A 22,371-nucleotide genomic window follows, 5' to 3' on the forward strand; every position below is an offset into this window, starting at 1 on the left:
TCGTTTCCTCAATATCTTGAATAGCTGGCTTAAGTGAGCGCCTCAGGAAATGTAGGCCATGTATGGGCTGATGACGCTGCGTACCGGAACCTGGATGATCGCCGGCTTGCCGCTGGCTATGGCATCGCCAAGAGCCTTCTTGATCTCGGCGGGATCACGGGCGAAATAACCGCGTCCGCCTAGTCCCTCCGCGACCTTGGTCCAATCCCGGCGCGGCAGGGTCATTTCGTAGGTCTCGCCAAAGATCTGTTCCTGCGGCAAGGCAATTGCGCCCCACATCTCATCGTCAAGCACGACGATGATGAAGGCTCGCCCGTACCGCTCAGCGGTATCGAGTTCGGAGATGTGGAAGCCGACGCCCCCATCTCCGACGAACACCACCACTGGCGCTTTCGGGTCGGCAAAGCTGGCTCCGGCGCCATACGGTACTTCCGCCCCAAGCGCGCCCGATTGGCCTGCCCTGAGATAGCGACCCGGAGCGGAAATGCGCAGGCGTGCATCGGCCCAGAAGTCGATATTGCCGTGGGAAGTCACATAGATCGTGTTGTCCGGCGCGGCCTCGCTCACTGCATCAACCGCGGCAATGGGATGGATGCCTGCGGCGTCGCCCTGGCCAAGTTGTGCCGCGCGCTCCTTGTTCCATGCCTCGGAGAGGCCAGTGCTCCAGGCCTTGTCGATGTTCAGCGCGGGCAGGCCGGCCAGTATTTCGACAAAAGCGGCTGGCGAAGCGGTAACCGCGACATCGGCCCGCTTGTTACGGTGCAGCAGTTCCTGATCCGAGTAAACCTGAATGATGCGCGCACCAGCGCCAACCGAGTCGCCAAACTCCAGGTCAAACTCGAAATGATGGCCGAGCAGCATGATGCAATCGGTGTCCGCCAGCGCCTGCTTCAATGTCGCGTTGCAGGGAATGTAGGCCGGGCCCACCCAATTGGGGTGCCGTTCAGTCACGATGCCTCGAGCCAGCCGCATCGTTGCAAAGGCAAGGTTGTGCTTCTCGATCGTCTCGACAAGACGCTCGGAGCGATGCCAGAACAGTTCGTCGCCCAAGATCAACAGCGGCTTCTTCGAGCGACCAAGCAGCTTTATCGCGGCGTCGGCATCGCTGGCGGAAACGCCTGGCGTACCGGGCAGCGGCGGGCACGTGCCGATCGCCTCGGATGCAAGAGGCGTCGACAGGATATCCGATGGAACCTCAAGAAATACCGGGCCGGGACGGCCTGCCCACATATTGCGCCAAGCCATGTCGAGATATTCCTGCAACCGGTCGGGGTCGGTACAGCGCGCCGCCCATTTGGTCACATTCTTCATGATGGGCAACACGTCGTAGGCCATGCCAGCGCCGCGGTCATCGGACTTGGTCCCGGCCTTTGCGCCCACGATAATGATCGGAGTGCCGGCAAGTGTCGCCACCAAGCCCGGCGTCACGGCATTGGTGACGCCCGGACCGAGCGTGACAACGGCCGCACCAGCCTTGCCGGTCACGCGGGACTGCGCCTCCGCCATGAAGCAGGCCGCCGCCTCGTGGCGTGCATGAATAAGCGGAAGCCCCTGGTTGGCACAGGCGCGATAGACAGCGTTGATCGGGCCGCCGGAAACCGAGAAGACATTCTTGACGCCGGCATTCTTCAGCCAGGCGACAATGGCTCCGCCCCCATCCATCCGGTCATTCTTCTGAGGCTTGTTATCAGTATGCACGAGATTTTCCTCCGTCGAGGGCAATGGCTGTTCCGGTGATGAAACCGGCACGCTCGGATGCGAGCATGGCTACCATCGCGCCGAAATCATTTGGGTCTCCGAACTTGCCGGTCGGCACTTCAGCCAGCCACAGCGCCTCTGCGGCGGCACGGTCGAGGCCGTCAATTTCCATGCTGGACTTGACCAGGTATTCCATTCGGTCGGTGGCGAAGGGTCCCGGGCAGAGACAGTTGACCATGATGCCCTCGTGGGCGAACTCGATGGACAACGACTTGGCAAGGCCGACAACCGCAAGGCGCACAGAATCCGACAGGACCATGTTGGGCTGAACCACCTTTACGCCGACGGTGGTCACGAAGATGATCCGGCCCCAGCCACCGGCCCGCATATGCGGCAGCACGGCATGAGACAGGTCGACCAACGGCAGCAGGCTTTCGTTCAGCGCCTGCTCCCAACCCTCGCGTGGAACGCTGAGAAACGGTCCAGCTGTCGGCCCACCGGTGTTTCCGACAAAAATATCGAGGCCGCCAAACTTCGCGACCACCTCGTCAACTGCCGGCTTGAGTGTCGCGCGGTCCGTCAAGTCCATTCGGACGGCGAGAACATCGGCAGCACCTGCCTCCCTCAACTCGGAAACAAGTTCCTGCATCGCAGCGACGCCACGTCCGGCAACCGCCACCCGAGCGCCCTCTGCGGCAAGCGAGAGCGCAGACGCTCTCCCCAGGCCACGCGACGCCGCCGTTACCAGTGCACGCCGACCTTTTAGTCCGAGTTCCATCCAGAAAGCGCTCCCAATTTTTCCTTGGTTTTGGCTACCAACGTGTGAGCATGTTGTCAATTTATGTAGACAATCTTTTTTCTGTTGCATACAAAATTGTTTGATGTTCATTACAAAGCAAGCTTGAAGCACCCACTTCTCAGGGAGATCCATCGTGAACGAACGCGTCATTATTCCTATCGTGGTTGGCAAGAAAATCCTGAGTGAAGGCTCGGACGGCGTCGGCCAGTCAGTGGACCCCGCGACCGGGGAAGTGGTCGCCACGTTCGCCCGCGCCGGAGAAGCTGAGGTAGAGATGGCTGTCGCCGCTGCCCGCGAGGCGTTCGACAACGGACCTTGGCGGCGTATGCGTCCCTTCGAACGCGGGCGCATTCTTCATCGCATCGGTGAATTGATGCTCCAGAAGCGCGACGAGATCGCGCGCAAGGAGAGCATGGACAGCGGCAAGCCGCTGCGCGACTCCTATTGGGAAGTCGATTGCTCCGCCCGCTTCTTCGAATTCTACGGCGGCGCCGCAGATAAGCTGCATGGAAATTCGATTCCGCTTGGCCCGGACTGGTCAGACTGGACCGTCAAGGAAGGTATCGGCGTAAGCTTGCACATCATCCCGTGGAACTATCCGTTCCAGCTCATTGCCCGTGGCGTAGCCCCTGCCCTTGCTGCCGGCTGTGCAATTATCATCAAGCCGTCTGCCGACACGCCGGTGACGGCCTATGAGTTCGTCAAAATTTGCCAGGAAGCAGGATTGCCGGACGGTCTGGTGAACCTGGTCAACGGTCGTGGCTCCGTGGCAGGCGATCTGCTCGCTCGCCACAAGGGCGTCGACCAGATTACGTTCACGGGTTCGGTGCCGACCGGTGAACGCGTGCTGGTGGCAGCCGCTTCCCATGCCATCCCCTGCAACATGGAACTCGGCGGCAAGTCGCCCCAGATCCTGTTTGCAGATGCTGATCTCGACAGGTCATTGCCGATCATTGCAGGCGGGTTCCTCACGCACTGCGGTCAGGTCTGCAATGCCGGCACGCGCCTGTTTGTAGAGCGTTCCATTCACGACAAGGTCGTGGAGAAGCTGCACGCCCGCATCAAATCGATGAAGCTTGGCGCGGGCGTCGAGGACCCCGACATGGGACCCCTTATCAGCCGGTCTCACAAGTCGGATGTCGAGCGCTACTATGACATCGCGCGCAAGGATGGCGAACTTTTGCTTGGCGCCGAAGTGCCCACGGCGGCCGCCCTCGCAAACGGCGCTTTCGTGCGTCCCGGCCTGGTCGTCGGCGCCAACAACAGTACGCAGATCGCGCGCGAGGAAATCTTCGGTCCAATCCTGACCGTGATACCCTTCGACACCGCTTCAGAAGCCATCGATGGCGCCAACGACTCTCCGTTCGGCCTCGTTGCAGGTATCCACACATCCAACATCGACAAGGCGCTGGGCGTCGGATCGAGGTTGCAGGTCGGCCAGGTCTGGATCAACTCCTTCGGAGTGGGACTTGACGTCGAATTCCCGTTCGGCGGCTACAAGCTGTCCGGCTATGGCCGCGAAAAGGGTCTGGAGGCTCTGGCCGCCTACCAGCAGATCAAGAACATCGCCATCCATCATCCCTTGCCGGCCTGAAACGAACGGTAGCGACTGACAATACCCGTTCAGTGCGAACGCCCACATGCCGTCTTGGCCATGCCAGTGCGTTCGCGCCGACCCATCCCGAAAATGCCCTAGGAGGAGCAAACATGTCACTGGTCATCGAAGGCGAAGAGCATATCAAGGCCCCGATCGAAAAGGTTTGGGCTGCGCTGAACGAACCGGAAATCCTGCAATCCTCGATCCCGGGTTGCACCGATCTGGTCAAGACTTCGGATAACAACATGAAGGCGACCGTCGTGCTCGCCGTTGGTCCGATCAAAGCTAAGTTCGCCGGTGAAGTGACCCTCAGCAACATCCAGCCGCCCAATTCCTACACCATCCAGGGCGAAGGCAAAGGCGGCATCGCAGGCTTTGCCAAGGGAGGCGCCGATGTCGCCCTGACCGCGATCAGCCCGGATGAAACGCTGTTGAAGTATCAGGCGCGCGCCGACGTGGGTGGCAAGATTGCACAGCTCGGCAGCCGCCTCATCGTCTCGACCTCGAAAAAGCTCGCAGGCGAATTCTTTTCCAACTTCAACAAGACCATCTCCGAGCAGGCCTGACAGCCAGCGGGAAGACCAAACAGCGTGCGGAATTGAAGCCATCCGAGAAGGTTTGCCGCATCCGCAGGCTGTAGAGCCAAGCCGAATCAAAAAAGGTCACATAGCAAAAGGTGCGATGGACCTTGGCGAAGGCCTTGGTTTCCAAGGCACCCCGCAAGGGGCACCAACTTTGGGCACCGATGCGCGATACCACTAACCCTTGACGCGCTTATATATCGCGCGTTAGGCCGTCATATCACATCTCACCACCTCGGATTGGCTTTCAAGCAATGGAAATCTTCACAGCGGCAGGGTTCACCGCGCTCCTGCAAGTAATCGCGATCGATCTTGTGCTGGCGGGAGACAACGCAATCGTCATCGGGCTCGCTGCCGCAGGTCTGCCCGCCGAGCAGCGGAAGAAAGCAATCCTGATCGGCGTCATCGCCGCGACTGTCCTGCGCATCGGCTTTGCCATCATCACCGTCCAGCTCCTCGCGATACTCGGCCTTCTGCTCGTTGGCGGCATCCTGCTGCTTTGGGTGTGCTGGAAGATGTGGCGCGAACTGCGTACGTCGCACGAAGATGAGCATGAGGCGACCGAGGCCTTGTCAGATGCCGACCTCGATGGCGACAGGGCGGTGGCCGGCAAGGCGAAGCGCAAGACCCTTGCCCAGGCGGCAACACAGATTGTCATTGCCGACGTTTCCATGTCCCTGGACAACGTGCTGGCCGTTGCCGGTGCTGCGCGCGATCACCTCACCGTGCTTATCATCGGTCTTGTCCTGTCGATCGCGCTTATGGGTCTGGCTGCTTCTTTCATCGCCAAGTTGCTGCACCGCTATCGCTGGATCGCCTATGTCGGCCTGCTCATCATCCTCTACGTCGCGCTCGACATGATCTACCGCGGCACGGTCGAGGTCTGGCCGCACCTCAGCGTTGCCCTCGCCTAGACAACCAAGGCAAACCATATCCATGCGGCGGGAACTGTGATAACAGGCCCGCCGCAATCACTTTTCCGGAAAATTTGCATGTCCAACCCCCGCGTGAGCTTCGTCAGCCTCGGATGCCCAAAGGCACTCGTGGATTCCGAGCGCATCATCACCCGCCTGCGCGCCGAAGGCTACGAGATCGCACGCAAGCATGACGGAGCCGACCTCGTCGTGGTCAACACCTGCGGCTTCCTCGATTCGGCACGCGAAGAGTCGCTCGGCGCGATCGGCACGGCGCTCAAGGAAAACGGCAAGGTCATCGTGACCGGCTGCATGGGGGCGACACCCGACCTGATCCGCGAAAAGCATCCCAACGTCTTGGCAATCACGGGACCACAGGCTTACGAAAGCGTCATGGCCGCGGTGCATGAAGCCGCTCCACCAGCGCATGATCCCTATGTCGATCTGCTGCCGCCGCAGGGCGTCAAGCTGACGCCGCGCCACTACGCCTATCTGAAGATTTCCGAAGGCTGCAACAACCGCTGCACCTTCTGCATCATTCCCGCCTTGCGCGGTGATCTCGTATCGCGCCCGGCCGCCGACGTGCTGCGCGAAGCCGAGAAGCTTGCCAACGCAGGCGTGAAGGAAATCCTCGTCATCTCACAAGACACAAGCGCCTACGGCGTCGACATCAAGTATCAGACAAGCGTCTGGCAGGACCGCGAAGTTCGCGCAAAGTTCCTCGACCTCTCCGAGGAACTGGGCAAGCTAGGCGTATGGGTGCGCATGCACTACGTCTACCCCTACCCGCACGTCGCCGATGTCATCCCGCTGATGGCGGACGGCAAGATCCTGCCCTACCTCGATATCCCGTTCCAGCATGCCTCACCGCAGGTGTTGAAGAACATGCGCCGGCCCGCCCATGGTGAAAAGACGCTGGACCGCATCCGTTCGTGGCGTGAAGTTTGCCCGGACCTCGCGATCCGCTCCACCTTCATTGTCGGCTTCCCCGGCGAAACGGAGGAAGATTTCGAGATGCTGCTGGACTGGCTGGACGAGGCGAAGATCGATCGCGCCGGCTGCTTCAAGTATGAACCTGTCGGAGGCGCGCGCTCCAACAAACTCGGCCTCGAGCAAGTGCCACAGGAAATCAAGGAAGCACGCTGGCATCGCTTCATGCAGCGGCAGCAGAAGATTTCCGCGTCTCAGCTGGCAAAGAAAGTCGGCAAGCGCCTGCCCGTCATCATCGATGAAGCGCATGGCAACGCAGGCAAGGGTCGCACCAAATACGACGCTCCGGAAATCGACGGGTCAGTGCACGTCCAGTCACGCCGCCCGCTGCGCACCGGTGACATCGTCACGGTGAAGATCGAGCGCAGCGACGCTTACGATCTTTACGGCACGGCCGTCTGACCCTTTAGACAATTCCATGAATGCAAAAAGGGCGCCTCGCGGCGCCCTTTTCACTATTACGGTTGAACGCGTGCCTTACTGCGGCAGCTTGTCGTCCACGCCCTTGATGTAGAAGTTCATGCCGAGCAGCGTCTTGTCGTCGGCAACTTCGCCGTCCTTCAACCACTCGCTGCCGTCCTGCTTGGCAACAGGTCCGGTGAAGGGGTTCCAGCCACCAGCGATCTTGGCTTCGGTTTCCTTCGCGGCAGCCGCGACGTCATCCGGCAGGTTGGTGTACGGAGCCATGTGCACCGCGCCTTCCTTGATGCCTTCCCAGCGATCCTCAGGCTTCCAGGTGCCGGCAAGCACCTCGCCGATACGCTCGACATAGTACGGACCCCAATCGTCGACGATCGCGGTGTACTGCGACTTAGGCGCAAAGGTGATCATGTCGGAAGCTTGGCCGAAGCCGTGCAATCCGCGCTCCTGGGCGACCTGAAGCGGTGCCGTGGAGTCGGTGTGCTGCACGATGATGTCGGCACCCTGGTCGAACAGGGCCTTGGCAGCGTCGGCTTCCTTGCCGGGATCGAACCAGGAGTTGACCCAGACGATCTTGACCTTGAAGTCAGGATTGACCGACTGCGCGCCCAGCATGAAGGCGTTGATGCCCATCACCACTTCCGGGATCGGGAACGACACGATGTAGCCGGCGACGCCTGCCTTCGACTGCTTGGCTGCAATCTGGCCGATGACGTAGCGGCCTTCATAGAAGCGCGCGTTGTAGATGCCCAGATTGTCACCCATCTTGTAGCCGGTGGCGTGCTCGAACTTGATGTCCGGGAACTTCGCAGCGACCTTGACCTCGGCGTCCATGAAGCCGAACGAGGTTCCGAAGATGATCTTGCAGCCTTGACGGGCAAGGCGCTCGAAGGCGCGCTCTGCGTCCGGGCCTTCGGCGACGTTCTCGAGATAGGCCGTCTCGACCTTGTCGCCAAATTGCTTCTCGACTGCGAGACGTCCCTGGTCATGCTGGTAGGAGTAACCGAAGTCGCCGATAGGGCCGACATAGACCCAGCAGGCCTTCAGTTTTTCCTGCGCTTGCGCCGTCGCAGCGAAGGAAAGCGTCGCAGCCGTAGCCGCAAGCGCAATAAGCAGTTTTTTCATCATGTTACCTCTCTGTGTTTAGCCACTAGGCTTCTGCTTGTTATTAGCGATCTGGCACGAATGGCTGCCCAAGGGAAGCAGGCGTATTCATCATGGTCAGGCGCTTGTTACGCGAGATTAGAACAAGAACCACGATGGTTGCCAGATAGGGCAGCGAAGAAAGAAACTGCGAAGGCACAGGAATGCCAAAAGCCTGTGCATGAAGCTGGCCGATCCACACCGCGCCGAAGATGTAGGCACCCGCCAGCACCCTGAGCGGACGCCACGAAGCGAACACGACGAGCGCAAGCGCGATCCAGCCGCGACCGGCAGTCATGTTCTCGACCCACTGAGGCGTATAGACCAGCGACAGGTGAGCGCCGGCGAGACCGGCACAGGCACCACCGAAGACGACCGCCAGATAGCGATAGCGGATAACCTGGATGCCAAGCGCGTGGGCAGAGGTGTGGCTGTCGCCAATCGAGCGCAGCGTAAGTCCGGTCCTGGTCCTGAACAGGAACCAGGCAACGGCGATTACCAGAACGATTGACATGTAGAAGATCGGGTCCTGGCCGAACAGCAACCTGCCGATCACCGGTATGTCGGTGAGGACTGGAATATAGAGGTTGGGCAGGCGCTCGCCGGGAAGACCGACGAAGTTCGTGCCCATCATGCCGGACAGGCCAAGGCCCAGGATCGTCAACGAAAGGCCGGTCGCCACCTGATTCGTGGCAAGCGAGAGCGTCATCACCGCAAACAGCAGCGAGAACAACGCACCAAGCGCAATGCCTGCGAACAGGCCGATCCAGGGATTTCCAGTGAGATAGGCTGCACCGAAACCGCCGATGGTTCCCATCACCATCATGCCTTCGACGCCAAGGTTGAGAACGCCGGAGCGCTCGACCACCAGTTCACCGATTGCAGCGATCAAAAGCGGAGTCGCGGCGGTGGCAATCGTCATCAGTATGTTGACGGTGATATCCATCAGCGTGCCTCCTCAAGCTTTGCGGCGACTTGCGGTTTTGGCGCGCCAAGACCGACCAGACGGATGCGGTAGTGGATCAGTGTGTCGCATCCGAGCACGAAGAACAGCAGCATGCCCTGGAACACCCGGGCAACCTTGTCGGAAATGCCCAGCACACTTTGAGCCGCCTCGCCGCCGAGATAGGTCAGGCCCAGCACCAAGCCTGCAGCCACGATGCCAAGCGGGTTCAGGCGGCCAAGGAAGGCAACGATGATGGCGGTGAAGCCGTAGCCGGGCGATATGCTCGGCTGAAGCTGGCCAATCGCGCCCGAAACTTCGGAAATTCCAGCCAATCCGGCCAGGGCGCCCGAAAGCATGAACGCGAAGAACACCATGCGGTTCAGGCTGAAACCTGCAAAGCGCCCCGCCCGCGGGCTGGAACCAAGCACGCGAACTTCGAAGCCCTTCAGCATCCGGCTCATCATGAACCAGACCAGTACGGCGGCGACGAGTGCAAACACAAAACCCAGATTGGCTCGGCCCGACATCGGCATCAGTTCAGGCAGGACCGCTGAGCTGTTGAATTGCACCGTTTGCGGAAAATTGAAGCCCTTTGGGTCGCGCCAAGGGCCGCGAACCATCCAGTCAAGGAACAGTTGGGCGACATAAACCAGCATCAGGCTGGTCAGGATTTCATTGGTGCCGAAACGCGCCTTCAGGAATGCGGGGATACCAGCGTAGAGCGCGCCGCCCACCATTCCCATCAGGAGCATCATCGGCAGCACGAACGGCCCCTGCATCTCCGGATAGAGGACCGGAATGATCGAGCCGGCAATTGCGCCGACAACGAACTGCCCTTCCGCGCCGATATTCCAGATATTGGCCCGGTAGCAGACGGAAAGCCCGACCGCGATAAGGATCAGCGGCGCTGCCTTGATCGCAAGCTCGTGGATCTGCCACACCTCGGTAATGGGCGAAATGAAGTAGGTGAAGAGTGCCGTTGCCGGATTGACGCCGAGAAAAGCGAACATGATCGCACCGGCGATGATCGTCAGCCCAAAGGCGATGAACGGCGACAGCATCGAAAACAGCATTGAGCGCTGCGGGCGTTTTACCAGTTCAAGGCGCATCACGCGACCTCCGCTGCATGTTCGGCATGGCCAGTCTCGGCGCCACCCATCAGCAAGCCCACCTTTTCGAAGGTGGCTTCGGCAATGGGCATTGGTTTCGACAATTCACCGTGGTGCATGACGGCAATCGAGTCGGAAATCTCGAACAATTCATCAAGATCCTGGCTGATCACCAGGACGGCCGACCCGCTGCGCGCCAGTTCGATCAGCGCCTGTCGGATATGCGCGGCAGCGCCGGCATCAACGCCCCAGGTCGGCTGGTTGACAACCATGACCGAAGGTTTGCGGTCGAGTTCGCGCCCAACGATGAATTTCTGCAGATTGCCGCCGGATAGTGCAGCGGCTTCCGGGTCAGGAGCGCTCTTGCGAACGTCCATCACCTCGATAATCCGCTGAGCGGCGCTGTAGATGCTGCTGCTGTTGACAGTTCCTCCCGCTCCGACGAACATTTTTCCATCGGTTGCATGGCGCGACAAAAGCAGGTTTTCAGACAGTTTCATGCGCGGAGCCGCGCCGTGACCAAGTCGCTCTTCCGGTACGAATGCGGCTCCGAGAAGCCGTCTGCCCGTTATGCTCAGTCCGCCGGCGTTCTTGCCGCGAATGCGGACCGAACCGGCTTCCTGCTGCAACACTTCACCAGACACCGCTTCGAAGAATTCGCCTTGGCCGTTTCCGGCCACCCCGGCGATGCCGATGACCTCGCCGGCGCGCACCGACAGGTTGATGTTCTTCAACGGAATGGAAAACGGTGTTGCCGGCTGGCGGTTCAGATTGACAACCTCCAGCAGCGACTGGGCTTTCTCAATACCTTCGACCGGCTGGCGCACGACCGCATGGACCTCGTTGCCCACCATCATTCGCGCCAACGATGCAGCGGTTTCCTCGCGTGGATTGCAATGGCCAACCACCTTGCCGTGCCGCAGCACCGTGGCGCGGTCGCACATGCGCTTCACCTCTTCGAGGCGATGCGAAATGTAGAGGATCGACTTGCCTTCCGAACGCAGCCTTTCCAGCGTCTCGAACAGCTTATCCGCTTCCTGCGGCGTCAGCACGGAAGTCGGCTCATCGAGAATGATGAGTTGCGGCGTCTGCAACAGGCAGCGGATGATTTCGATGCGCTGGCGTTCGCCAACGGAGAGGTCGCCCACCAGTGATTCTGGATCGAGCGGCAGGCCGTAACTATAGGAAAGCGCCCTCGCCTTAGCCGCGATCGTGCCGATCGGCGCGCCGTCATCGAGCGACAGCGCAATGTTTTCAGCCGCCGTCAGCGCTTCAAACAGTGAAAAGTGCTGGAACACCATGCCGATGCCAAGCTTCTTGGCGGCTCCGGGGTTTGGAATGCCTACCTTTTGGCCATTCCAGAAAATATCGCCCGCATTCGGCTCGAGCGAGCCGAACAGCATCTTGACCAGCGTGGATTTTCCCGCGCCGTTTTCCCCCAACAAAGCATGGATTTCGCCTTTGGCGATTGCCAAGTCGATATGATCGCAGGCCTTGAGGGAGCCGAATATCTTGGTAAGGCCGCGAACCTCCAACAGGTTCACAGCGTTCTCTTGTACACTCACAGTGCCTCCCATCTGGTGTGCCAGATATGTTCTGTGTTCCCGAAGCTATCGTAGGCGCGACTGGGAAATTACGCAAAGCGTCCCGCAACTTGAAAGAGCTTCAAGAATTTCAGGGCCAGTTGGGAATGCTACTATGGGAGAAGGATGGTCGTCCCGGTGGTCTTTCGCCCTTCCAAATCAGCGTGAGCCTGCGCGGCATCCTTTAGGGCATAGCGCTGGTTTATCTTGATCTGGACTGCCCCGCTCGCCACGACATCAAACAGCGCCTTTGCCGACGCCTCCAGATCGGCACGCTTGGCGTTGTAGGAAAATAACGACGGCCGGGTTGCGAACAGCGAACCCTTCTGGGCCAACAGGTTGATGCTGAAAGGCGGGATCGGTCCCGACGACTGCCCGAATGACACGAAGGTGCCCAGCGGTCGCAAGCAGTCGAGCGAGCCGGGGAACGTATCATTTCCCACGGAATCGTAGACGACATCGCATTTTCGGCCGCCTGTAAGCTTGGCCACCTCGGCCACGAAGTCCTGCTTGCGATAGTCGATGACATGGGAGAACCCGTGCGCCTTGGCCAGTTCGATCTTGTCGGGCGAGCCAGCGGTACCGATGACAGTTGCCCCGATGTGCTTGGCCCACTGACCAAGGATGAGACCGACGCCGCCGGCAGCAGCGTGATAGAGGATGGTATCGCCGGCCCTCACCTTGAACGTACGCAACAGAAGATATTCCGCCGTCATGCCTTTCAGCATCATGGCTGCAGCTTGCTCGTCGCTGATGCCAGCGGGAATTTTGACGACCTGGTCGGCTTCGATCACGCGCTCCTCGGCGTAAGCGCCAAGCTTTACCGCATAGGCGACACGGTCGCCCGGCTTAAGCCAGTCGACGCCTTCCCCCACGTTGACCACGACGCCTGCTGCCTCCCCGCCAGGTATCAGCGGCAACCCGTCCGGGGCCGGATAAAGCCCGGTGCGGTAATAGACGTCGATGAAATTGAGACCTATCGCGGTGTGCCTGACCCTGATCTGCCCTTTGGAAGGGTTGCCCGGCTCAAAATCTTCATGGACGAGGGCTCCCGGCCCACCGTGGGCGTGGACGCGAATTGCTTTGGGCATGATCAGGCTTTCTTGGCACCGAGGTTAGGAAAAAATTGCATGACGCCGCCGATGCAGAACAGGTAGAGACCGGTTACGGTGATCCCTATCTTCGTGAACTGGCTGACATTTTCGGCGAGCACGCCGATCTGGCTGTAGAATACCGCAAGGGCAGATTCCGCAAGCGCGATTGCCCCAAAACCGCACCAGAGCAGTGTGACGGTCAGGTTGATTGGGCGCAGCCGCTTGACCCGCACCGGATGCAGGAAATTGATCGGCACGAAGGTAAGCAGGCCTGCCACCACCACAACACCAAAGGAAACCCATTGACCCGGGCCAACTACGAACAGCGTGAACACCACCATGTTCCACACGACCGGGAATCCCTTGAAGAAATTCTCCTTCGTCTTCATGCCGGTGTCTGCGTAGTAGATCGCGCTGGAAACCACGATGATCGCGGCTGAAAGGAAGGACAACCCCTCGCCCATCAAGCCGAATTGATAGAGCGCGAAAGCGGGGATCAGCACGTAGGTGACATAGTCGATAATGTTGTCGAGCAGTTCGCCCGACCAGGTCGGCAGGATTTCCTTGACCTCGAGCTTCCGCGCGATCGGTCCGTCGATGCCATCGACGAATAAGGCAAGTCCCAACCACCAGAACATTGCCGTCCAACGTTCTTCGCTGGCTGCCACCAGCGAGACGAAAGCCAGGAAAGAGCCTGATGCAGTCAGCAGGTGAACAGAGAAGGCGCGCGCCTGCGGCCATGTCACCTTCTTTTTGGGTCTCGGGATGCGATCCCGGATCTTCTTGCCAGTTACATTCTTGCTCACAGCCCGCCAGTCCAGTTTGCAATGGCGTCAAACGCTTTCCTTGATCGGGCAAGCGCGGTCTACGGTCAATGCGAACCTAATAGTAGGCAAGCTGGCCGCACAAGAAATATCGTTCGCCCACCAATCTCATTGAAGGGATCGGCTGAAACGTCGCGTTGAAGGTCAGGCCCCGTGGGCTATACTTGACGAATACGGAGCCACTCTCATGTCGAACCAGAAATTGGATCAGCGCGTCATCGTGGCCGGCACCGGCCCTGCCGGACTGATCGCTGCCCTTGCCTTTGCCGACGCCGGTTTTGGCGTGTCGTTGGTGGGCCCCGAAGCAAATGCCCAGGATGGCCGCACGACCGCGCTGATGAACCCGGCTCTCGCGATGCTGGATCGGTTGGGCGTGCTGAAGCCATTGGCGCACAAGGCAGCGCCCCTCAAGATCATGCGCATAGTCGATGCGACCAGCCGGTTGATTCGCAGTCCGGTCGTTACCTTCCGCGCCAGTGAGATCGACGAGCATCGGTTTGGCTTGAACATGCCGAATGCCGTCCTCAACCAGACGCTTGCGGAAACGGTGGCGTCCCAGCCGGCAATTGAATGGCATAAGTCACTCGTTTCCGCATGGCGGCTCGAAGCTGACCGCGCCACCGCAGTACTGGCCGATGGCAGCGAGATCAGCGGACCTTTGGCCGTTGCAGCGGACGGAAGGCTCTCGCAAGCCCGGGAAGCAGCGGGCATTGCCGTTTCCACGCGCAGCTATCCGCAAGCTGCTCTCGTGCTGAATTTTGCCCACACCAGCGACCATGCCTTCACATCGACCGAGTTTCACACCGAAACCGGGCCGTTCACGCAAGTTCCGCTACCGGGAAAACGTTCCAGCCTTGTCTGGGTGGTCAAGCCGGAAACCGCGCAGGAATTGGCAGCACTCGATGACGGAACACTGTCAGCGCGCATCGAGGAAAAGATGCAGTCGATGCTTGGCCGCGTGACGGTGGACAGCGGGCGACAGATCTACCCGCTTTCTGCCACTACACCTTGGCGCTTTGCCAACAACCGGGTCGCGCTGGTCGGGGAAGCGGCACACGTTTTCCCGCCAATCGGCGCACAAGGGCTCAATCTGGGCATCAGGGATGTTTCTGATCTTATTGATGTTGCTGTCAAAAACAGGTCTGACCCTGGAAATGCCAAAGCACTGTCGGCCTATGACTTCAAGCGCCGCCCGGATATCCTCGCCCGCAGCAGCGCGGTCAACCTGCTCAACATGACGCTTCTGTCCAACATGCTGCCCGCCCAGATGGCCCGCAGTGCCGGATTGGATGTGCTTCGCGCCTTCGCCCCACTGCGCGCTTTCTTCATGCGCGAAGGGTTGCGGCCGGGCAGCGGCTTTTCCGCCCTGACCAGCACCTTACGGAAATAGGTCAGGCGGCAATATGCCGTGGGTGATGGCGTAGAGCAGCCCCGTCACGGTCAACACCGAAAGGCAAGTGGTAATGAGCACGCTTGCCGAGGCGCGTTCGACCCACACGCCATATTGCTGGGCAATGACAAATACGTTCGTCGCCGTTGGCAGAGCCGCGAGAAGCACCGCCGAAAACAGCCATGTTTCCGAAAAATTGCCAACCGCGCTCAAGACAACGTAGCAGAGCAGCGGATGCACGACGAGTTTCAGTATGGCGATGGGCGCCATCTCGTGCGGCACGCGCTTCAAAGGCCGCAAGGCCAGCGTCACACCCATGGCAAAGAGCGCACACGGCGCGGCAGCGCTCGACAGATAGACAAGCAGCCGCTCCACGGGCACAGGTGGCTTGAGTTCGAAAAAGGCCGCCGCAACGCCAAACGCCGTGGCGATGATGAATGGATGCAGGACAATCTTCCTGACGACTTCGCCTGCGAGTTGCAGCGGCGGGTTTTTGTCATCGCCGGAAAGCGCCATCATCATCGGCGCGACGGCAAAATGCATAATGTTTTCAAAGCAGAATATCAGCGCGACGGGAACCGCGGCCCTCTCGCCGAAGGCAAGCAGCGCAAGGCCTGGGCCCATATAGCCGATGTTGCCGTAGGCGGCGGCAAGCCCCTTGATGGTGGCCTCGGCAATGGCCCCGCGTGCAACGATGAGCGAACCGCCGAACATCATCATGAAAATAGCGAAGGTCGACAGGACCGAGCCGGCAATGAAGCGCCATTCCGTCAATTGTTCGAAGGGCGTCTTGGCGAGAAGTTGGAAGAACAGGGCGGGAAGCGCCAGATAGATGATGAAGGTGTTCATCCATCCGAGTGCGTCCAGCGGCTGGCGGGTAATCCTGGCAACGATATAGCCAAGGAAGATCAGGCCAAAGAATGGGATAACAAGGCCAACAACTTCCAACATATGCAATCACCGCACGAAATCTTGAACCGGGCTAGCCCGTTGGTCTAACGCCCGTCAACCCATACGGGATTGAATTGCCGTGGCGTATGGGCCAAATAGAGTCAGTGGTTAGGATGAGTACAATGAAAACGGCCAAGTTCTCGATCGGTCAGGTCGTGCGCCACCGGCTGTTTGGGTTCCGCGGCGTCATTTTCGATGTCGATCCGCAGTTCGCGAACTCGGAGGAATGGTATCAGTCCATCCCGGCGGAAGTCCGCCCGCGCAAGGACCAGCCCTTCTACCATCTGCTGGCACAGAATTCGGAAACGGAATACGTCGCCTATGTTTCCGAACAGAATCTGCTTGAGGACTCCACCGGCGAACCGGTGCGCCATCCCCAGATCCGGGAAATGTTCCTGAAAAGCCCGGATGGCCGCTACGAGCCGAAGCATCAGGTCCGGCACTAGGCCGGACCGAAGGCAGAAACCCAGCACTCGACCGGGCCAAAGCCCGGCCAAAGCGACGTTGTCAGGCGTCCTTCTTCTGCGCGGCAACGCGCAGCGACAATTCCCGCAACTGCTGCGGCGTCGCTTCCGCCGGTGCGTTCATCAGCAAGTCGTAGGCCTGCTGGTTCATCGGGAACATGGTGACTTCGCGCAGGTTCTTTGCCCCAACCAGCAGCATCACGACGCGGTCGATGCCGGCCGCCATGCCGCCGTGCGGCGGAGCGCCATACTGGAATGCGCGATAGAGGCCGCCAAAGCGTTCCTCCACCGTCGCGCGGTCCAGACCAACGATCTCAAACGCCTTGACCATCGTCTCCGGCAGGTGGTTGCGGATACCGCCCGAGGCAATCTCGAAGCCGTTGCAGACCATGTCGTACTGGTAGGCCTTGATCGACAGCGGGTCCTGGCCGTTCAGCGCGTCGATACCGCCTTGCGGCATCGAGAACGGGTTGTGGCCGAAATCGACGCGCTTCTCGTCCTCATTCCATTCGTAGAACGGGAAGTCGATGATCCAGCACAGTTCGAACCGCTCGCGGTCAACGAGGTTCAACTCCTCGCCGGCGCGCGTGCGTGCTGCACCGGCAAAGCTGACGAACTTCTTCGGATCGCCCGCAACGAAGAACGCCGCATCGCCATCTGCGAGACCAAGCTGCTGACGGATGGCTTCCGTGCGTTCCTCGCCAATGTTCTTGGCAAGCGGACCGGCGCCTTCAAGCTTCTCGCCTTCCTTGCGCCAGAAGATATAGCCGAGACCCGGCTGCCCCTCGCCTTGCGCCCATGAGTTCATGCGGTCGCAGAACGCGCGGCTGCCGCCTGTCTTGGCCGGGATTGCCCAGACTTCAGCCTTGGCATCATTGGCAAGGATGTTGGCGAACACCTTGAAGCCGGACTCGCGGAAGTGGTTCGACACTTCTTCCATGACGATCGGGTTGCGCAGATCCGGCTTGTCGGAACCATACTTGCGCATCGCGACATCGTAAGGAATGCGCGGGAATTCCTTGGTTACCGGCTTGCCTTCGGCAAAGGCTTCGAACACGCCGCGCATGACCGGTTCCATCGTGCCAAGCACATCGTCCTGCTCGACGAAGCTCATCTCGAGGTCGAGCTGGTAGAATTCGCCGGGCAGACGGTCGGCGCGCGGGTCTTCGTCGCGGAAGCATGGCGCGATCTGGAAATAGCGATCAAAGCCAGACACCATGATGAGCTGCTTGTACTGCTGCGGCGCCTGCGGCAGCGCGTAGAAAGTGCCCGGATGAATACGGCTCGGCACCAGGAAGTCGCGCGCGCCTTCCGGCGAAGAAGCGGTCAGGATCGGCGTCGAGAACTCGGTAAAGCCGACCTCGCCCATGCGCTTGCGCATTTCGGTGATGATGCGCGTGCGGGCGACGATGTTCTTGTGCAGCGTTTCGCGGCGCAGGTCGAGGAAGCGGTATTTCAGCCGGATGTCTTCCGGATAATCCGGTTCGCCGAATACCGGCAGCGGCAACTCCTTCGCAGCCGACAGCACCTCGATGTCGAGCGCGAACACCTCGATTTCACCAGTCGGCAGGTTCGCATTGGCCGCTTCGGCAGAGCGCGCCTTGACTTCGCCATCAACCCTGATGACCCACTCGCCGCGCACGGTTTCGGCCGACTTGAAAGCCGGCGAATCCGGATCCGCTACGATCTGCGTCAGGCCATAGTGGTCGCGCAAGTCGATGAAAAGAAGACCGCCATGATCGCGCACGCGATGCACCCAGCCAGAGAGACGGACGGTGGAGCCGACATCGGCTTTCCTCAATTGAGCGCAGTTATGGCTGCGGTAACGATGCATTGCCTGAATCCGATCAGAAAGTTCCGGTAAAGCCGAAGCACTTGCCCGGCCTGAAAATTGGCGCGAAAAGCGCATGGGCATGGCTTTTTGTCAAGGCGAGAGCAGCACCAACAGGGCTTCGCCTACCTTAGCCGGGCTCAATCCATATTGCAGTGCGCCTTGACGAATGAACTGCCGGCTGAAATTGAAAGAGACCACCCGGTCAAAAAAAGCGATTTGATGCACGTCATTACTACCCAAGGCGAACTCGAAGCCGCCATAAAAGCACTCGAGCAGTCGGATTTCGTTACGGTCGATACCGAATTCATCCGCGAAACGACGTTCTGGCCGATCCTTTGCCTGATCCAGATGGCGGCACCAGGTGTCACCGCGCTTGTCGATCCATTGGCGCCCGGTCTTGATCTCAAGCCATTCTTCGAACTGATGGCCAACGAAAAGGTCGAGAAGGTCTTTCACGCCGCGCGGCAGGACATTGAAATCATTGTCCATCTCGGCAATCTCGTGCCGCATCCTGTTTTCGACACGCAGGTCGCGGCCATGGTCTGCGGTTTCGGCGACAGCGTTTCCTATGACCAGTTGGTGCAGAAGATCACCGGCGCTCGCCTCGACAAATCGTCGCGTTTCACAGACTGGAAGTATCGGCCTCTATCGGACAAGCAGCTTGAATATGCCCTTGCCGACGTTACCCACCTGATCGACGTCTACAAGCACCTCAAGGCCGAACTCGATCGCGAGAATCGCGCCCATTGGCTGAATGAGGAAATGCGCGTGCTGACGTCGCGCGAAACATACGACCCGCACCCCGACGATGCGTGGAAGCGGCTGAAGATGCGGGTACGCAAGCCGCAGGAACTCGCCATCCTGCAGGCCGTGGCGGCATGGCGCGAACGTGAGGCGCGCGAACGTGACGTGCCGCGCGGACGTATCCTGAAGGACGACGCCATCTATGAGATTGCGCAGCAGGCGCCACGCGATACGGACGCGCTCGGCCGATTGCGCAGCACACCAAAAGGATGGGAGCGCTCGTCCAGCGCCGCCGCATTGCTGAGCGCGGTCAACGGGGCCGTTTCCATACCCAAGGAAATGATGCCGAAGTTGCCCAAGCAGTTTCAACCGCCGGAGGGATCGAGCGCCGCCTCGGAATTGCTGAAAGTCTTGCTGCGCCTTATCGCGGAGAAGGAGGGCGTCGCCACCAAGGTCCTAGCATCAAGCGACGATATTGATCAGATAGCGGCCCAGGGAGAGGCGGCGGATGTCCCTGCCCTGCACGGTTGGCGTCGGGCCGTTTTCGGCGACCATGCGCTTCGCCTGGTGCGCGGCGACATAGCAATCAAGTTCGACAATCGCCGGATCGCGGTCTTCGACCTCGATCCTTGACAATCGGCTAGACCGCTCCGGCCAGATGCAGGGCGAACCATGCCCACATCAGGACCAGCACGATGAATCCGACTGCGAAAGTCAGGCTGCGGATGCGCAGATTGTTGCTGGTCACATGTATGTAGGCGTGGAAATAGCGCAGCGCGACGAACACCCAGGCCAGCAGAACGGCAACGAACGACACGCCATTGGTCACGAACAAGGCCAGGCATACGACGTGAAACAGGACCGGCAATTCAAACTGGTTCATCAGATTGTTCGCCGCCGTGACGCTGGCGGCTGGTTCCTCAGTCCGAACCTTGAACTGGCGGATCTTGGCCCCGTCACGCGTTACGGCAAGACGCCTGCGCCATCCCAGCAACACATAGATCGCGGCGACCAGTGCAAAATGCGCGACCATGGGCCAGAAGATTGCGATGGGATTCATGCGTTGCGGTCCTGACCCTGATTGTCATTGCGATGCCGTCGTTGACCGGCTAGCACAAATGCCACGATTACAACGATCGGGATCGCACCCAGCGCAAATTTCGTCACGATCAACGCAGAGGCGAGCGCAAGCGAATCGGGATTGGCGGAGAGGAAATCAGATAGCAGGCGAACAACCGCGAGGTTTTGGCCGTAGTCGGCCAATGTATAGGGAAGCACCAACCCTATCGAAACGAGCGCCTGTCCCCGTTGGGAAAGAGACGCAAATCCCGGCAGCCGCCGCCCTGTTGCCATCAAAAGGCTCACCATCGTCAGCGACAAAAGAGCTGGGAACAACAAATCAAATGTCAGATAATGCCAGACGATTATCGTCTCGCCGCCGCCTCGTCCAAGCGCCGTCATCCAGGCCATGCCCTCGTCCGGCGTAAAGCCGAAAGCGCGTATGTCCAAGGACGCCAATCCACCGCTCAAACGCTGAAAATACAGGAACTCCAGTGCCGTCATGGCTGCGAACACAGCAGCCGAAGAAAGCAACAGCGCCCCCGCATGGCGCGGTAATTGCGCCACTGCGGCAATCAGCGAATGCAGAATGCCGTGCTGCTCAGATTCCGCCTGGGTAATTGGGGCTTTCACGGGTGATCGTGACATCGTGGGCATGGCTTTCACGAAGGCCGGCATTCGATATACGCACGAATGTGGCGCGCTCGCGGAAGTCGGCAAGGTTCCGGCCTCCGACATAACCCATAGCGGCTTTTAAGCCGCCTGCAAGCTGATGCAGCACGCCCGATACGGGACCTTTGTAGGGAACCTGGCCTTCAATGCCCTCCGGGACCAGCTTAAGCGTGTCACGGACTTCGGCCTGGAAATAACGATCCGCCGAGCCGCGCGCCATCGCGCCGACCGATCCCATGCCCCGATACGCTTTAAACGAGCGGCCCTGATGCAGATAGACCTCGCCCGGGCTTTCCTCGGTGCCGGCAAGCAGAGATCCGATCATCGCGGCGCTGGCGCCTGCCGCCAGCGCCTTGGCCAGATCGCCGGAGAACTTGATGCCGCCGTCGGCGATTACGGAAACGCCGGACTTCTGCGCTGTTTCGACAGCCGCCATGATTGCCGAAAGCTGCGGCACGCCAACGCCGGCCACGATGCGGGTGGTGCAGATCGAACCCGGACCAATGCCGATCTTGACCGCATCGGCCCCGGCATCGATGAGCGCCTGGGTGCCTTCCGCCGTTGCCACGTTACCAGCCATGATGCGGACGGAATTGGACAGCTTCTTTGCCCGCGTCACCGCATCCAGCACGCGCTGCGAATGCCCATGCGCGGTATCAATCACCAGTAGGTCAACGCCGGCCTCGATCAGGCGTTCAGCGCGTTCGAACCCATCGTTTCCGACGCTCGTTGCAGCTGCGACGCGAAGCCGGCCCTGCGCATCCTTGCTGGCATGCGGGTTGAGCTGGGATTTTTCCATGTCCTTCACGGTGATCAGGCCGACGCAGTTGCCCTTCTTGTCGACCACAACCAGCTTTTCGATGCGATTCTGGTGCAAAAGCCGCTTGGCTTCCTGCTGGTCGACGTTTTCCTTCACCGTAATCAGGTTTTCGCGAGTCATAAGTTCATAGACACGCTGCGTCGGATCGGAAGCAAAGCGCACGTCGCGATTGGTGAGAATACCTACAAGGCGCCCAACTGTGTGCCCGCCGACACCGCCGTTCTCGACAACGGGAATGCCCGAAATGCCGTGCAAATTCATCAAAGCAAGCGCATTGGCCAGCGTGGCATCCGGGCCGATGGTGACCGGGTTCACCACCATGCCGGACTCGAACTTCTTCACCTGCCGTACCTGTTCAGCCTGCTCGACAGGATTCAAATTCCGATGGATGACACCGATGCCGCCCGCTTGCGCCATGGCGATCGCCAGCCTGGCTTCGGTCACGGTGTCCATCGCCGCCGAAATAATCGGCAAATTCAAATCGATATCGCCGGCAATTCGCGTACTGATATCAGTCTCGCCCGGCATCACTTCCGAATGACCCGGCTGCAACAGCACGTCGTCGAAGGTAAGCGCCAATGCGCCGGTGGACGTTTCGATTATTTTTGCCATGGCCAGTTCCCGGAATGCATGAAAGGCGCGGGAACCCGAATGGACCGCGCCGACTCGTCATCTTCCCTTTCAGGATTGGCGGTGGCTCGTAACACGTCTCATGGGCGATGAAAAGCGCGCCATCATC

The 22,371-nt window shown here is 59.9% G+C and carries 20 protein-coding genes; 7 read left to right on the forward strand and 13 right to left on the reverse strand.

Annotated features, from left to right (window positions below):
• Positions 1 to 42 precede the first annotated feature (42 nt).
• Both ACODTY_RS12925 and ACODTY_RS12930 read right to left on the reverse strand, forming a co-directional pair.
• Entirely contained in the window at positions 43 to 1,698 is a 1,656-nt protein-coding gene (locus ACODTY_RS12925) for a thiamine pyrophosphate-binding protein (RefSeq protein WP_488994657.1), read from the reverse strand.
• A complete protein-coding gene (locus ACODTY_RS12930; RefSeq protein ID WP_488994658.1) occupies positions 1,688 to 2,647 on the reverse strand; it encodes an SDR family oxidoreductase in 960 nt (319 codons plus the stop codon). The genes ACODTY_RS12925 and ACODTY_RS12930 overlap by 11 nt, the downstream gene beginning before the upstream one ends.
• Here ACODTY_RS12930 and ACODTY_RS12935 point away from each other — a divergent pair.
• The 4 genes from ACODTY_RS12935 to rimO all read left to right on the forward strand — a co-directional run bounded on the left by ACODTY_RS12935 (position 2,631) and on the right by rimO (position 6,981).
• Positions 2,631 to 4,091, forward strand: a complete 1,461-nt coding sequence (locus tag ACODTY_RS12935; RefSeq protein ID WP_488994659.1) for an aldehyde dehydrogenase family protein — start codon at positions 2,631 to 2,633, stop codon at positions 4,089 to 4,091. The two genes, ACODTY_RS12930 and ACODTY_RS12935, sit on opposite strands and share 17 nt — an antisense overlap.
• A gap of 113 nt (positions 4,092 to 4,204) precedes the next feature.
• Positions 4,205 to 4,660 carry an SRPBCC family protein gene (locus ACODTY_RS12940; protein ID WP_488994660.1) on the forward strand — a complete coding sequence of 152 codons (456 nt, stop codon included), beginning with the start codon at positions 4,205 to 4,207 and terminating at the stop codon, positions 4,658 to 4,660.
• Positions 4,661 to 4,929: 269 nt separating this feature from the next.
• Positions 4,930 to 5,589 carry a TerC family protein gene (locus tag ACODTY_RS12945; protein WP_488994661.1) on the forward strand — a complete coding sequence of 220 codons (660 nt, stop codon included), beginning with the start codon at positions 4,930 to 4,932 and terminating at the stop codon, positions 5,587 to 5,589.
• 78 nt (positions 5,590 to 5,667) lie between these two features.
• Positions 5,668 to 6,981, forward strand: a complete 1,314-nt coding sequence (gene rimO / locus ACODTY_RS12950) for a 30S ribosomal protein S12 methylthiotransferase RimO (protein ID WP_488994662.1) — start codon at positions 5,668 to 5,670, stop codon at positions 6,979 to 6,981.
• A 75-nt stretch (positions 6,982 to 7,056) separates the two neighbouring features.
• Here rimO and ACODTY_RS12955 read toward each other — a convergent pair whose 3' ends face one another.
• From ACODTY_RS12955 to pcsA, 6 genes are all read right to left on the reverse strand, one after another.
• A complete protein-coding gene (locus ACODTY_RS12955) occupies positions 7,057 to 8,124 on the reverse strand; it encodes a BMP family ABC transporter substrate-binding protein (RefSeq protein ID WP_488994706.1) in 1,068 nt (355 codons plus the stop codon).
• A gap of 43 nt (positions 8,125 to 8,167) precedes the next feature.
• Positions 8,168 to 9,088, reverse strand: a complete 921-nt coding sequence (locus tag ACODTY_RS12960) for an ABC transporter permease (protein WP_488994663.1) — start codon at positions 9,086 to 9,088, stop codon at positions 8,168 to 8,170.
• A complete protein-coding gene (locus ACODTY_RS12965) occupies positions 9,088 to 10,200 on the reverse strand; it encodes an ABC transporter permease (RefSeq protein WP_488994664.1) in 1,113 nt (370 codons plus the stop codon). The genes ACODTY_RS12960 and ACODTY_RS12965 overlap by 1 nt, the downstream gene beginning before the upstream one ends.
• On the reverse strand, positions 10,197 to 11,774 hold the full coding sequence (locus ACODTY_RS12970; RefSeq protein ID WP_488994665.1) for an ABC transporter ATP-binding protein: 1,578 nt from the start codon (positions 11,772 to 11,774) through the stop codon (positions 10,197 to 10,199). Before ACODTY_RS12970 ends, ACODTY_RS12965 begins: the two co-directional genes overlap by 4 nt.
• Positions 11,775 to 11,893: 119 nt before the next feature.
• On the reverse strand, positions 11,894 to 12,871 hold the full coding sequence (locus ACODTY_RS12975; RefSeq protein ID WP_488994666.1) for a quinone oxidoreductase family protein: 978 nt from the start codon (positions 12,869 to 12,871) through the stop codon (positions 11,894 to 11,896).
• Between the two features lie 2 nt (positions 12,872 to 12,873).
• Complete coding sequence (pcsA, locus tag ACODTY_RS12980) at positions 12,874 to 13,641, reverse strand: phosphatidylcholine synthase (RefSeq protein WP_488994707.1); 768 nt, start codon at positions 13,639 to 13,641, stop codon at positions 12,874 to 12,876.
• A 244-nt stretch (positions 13,642 to 13,885) separates the two neighbouring features.
• Here pcsA and ACODTY_RS12985 point away from each other — a divergent pair, with 244 nt between their 5' ends.
• Positions 13,886 to 15,088, forward strand: coding sequence for a UbiH/UbiF family hydroxylase (locus ACODTY_RS12985; RefSeq protein WP_488994667.1), 1,203 nt, complete (start codon positions 13,886 to 13,888; stop codon positions 15,086 to 15,088).
• Here the strand turns inward: ACODTY_RS12985 and ACODTY_RS12990 are convergent.
• Complete coding sequence (locus tag ACODTY_RS12990; protein WP_488994668.1) at positions 15,077 to 16,039, reverse strand: AEC family transporter; 963 nt, start codon at positions 16,037 to 16,039, stop codon at positions 15,077 to 15,079. The genes ACODTY_RS12985 and ACODTY_RS12990 overlap by 12 nt on opposite strands.
• A 122-nt stretch (positions 16,040 to 16,161) precedes the next feature.
• Here ACODTY_RS12990 and hspQ point away from each other — a divergent pair, with 122 nt between their 5' ends.
• On the forward strand, positions 16,162 to 16,485 hold the full coding sequence (gene hspQ, locus ACODTY_RS12995) for a heat shock protein HspQ (protein ID WP_488994669.1): 324 nt from the start codon (positions 16,162 to 16,164) through the stop codon (positions 16,483 to 16,485).
• A 61-nt stretch (positions 16,486 to 16,546) separates the two neighbouring features.
• On the opposite strand, the gene aspS is transcribed toward hspQ, so the two are convergent.
• Positions 16,547 to 18,337 (reverse strand): aspartate--tRNA ligase, encoded by a 1,791-nt coding sequence (aspS, locus tag ACODTY_RS13000; protein ID WP_488994670.1) that lies wholly within the window; start codon positions 18,335 to 18,337, stop codon positions 16,547 to 16,549.
• A gap of 219 nt (positions 18,338 to 18,556) precedes the next feature.
• Here aspS and rnd point away from each other — a divergent pair, with 219 nt between their 5' ends.
• A complete protein-coding gene (gene rnd, locus ACODTY_RS13005) occupies positions 18,557 to 19,714 on the forward strand; it encodes a ribonuclease D (RefSeq protein WP_488994671.1) in 1,158 nt (385 codons plus the stop codon).
• Between the two features lie 7 nt (positions 19,715 to 19,721).
• Here rnd and ACODTY_RS13010 read toward each other — a convergent pair whose 3' ends face one another.
• Genes ACODTY_RS13010 through guaB form a run of 3 tightly spaced genes read right to left on the reverse strand, consistent with a single transcriptional unit; the run spans position 19,722 to position 22,244 of the window.
• Positions 19,722 to 20,141 (reverse strand): MAPEG family protein, encoded by a 420-nt coding sequence (locus ACODTY_RS13010; RefSeq protein ID WP_488994672.1) that lies wholly within the window; start codon positions 20,139 to 20,141, stop codon positions 19,722 to 19,724.
• Complete coding sequence (locus ACODTY_RS13015) at positions 20,138 to 20,797, reverse strand: hypothetical protein (protein WP_488994673.1); 660 nt, start codon at positions 20,795 to 20,797, stop codon at positions 20,138 to 20,140. The genes ACODTY_RS13010 and ACODTY_RS13015 overlap by 4 nt, the downstream gene beginning before the upstream one ends.
• Positions 20,742 to 22,244 (reverse strand): IMP dehydrogenase, encoded by a 1,503-nt coding sequence (gene guaB, locus ACODTY_RS13020; RefSeq protein WP_488994674.1) that lies wholly within the window; start codon positions 22,242 to 22,244, stop codon positions 20,742 to 20,744. The genes ACODTY_RS13015 and guaB overlap by 56 nt, the downstream gene beginning before the upstream one ends.
• Positions 22,245 to 22,371 lie beyond the last annotated feature (127 nt).

The organism is Mesorhizobium sp. FG116 (assembly GCF_057809835.1).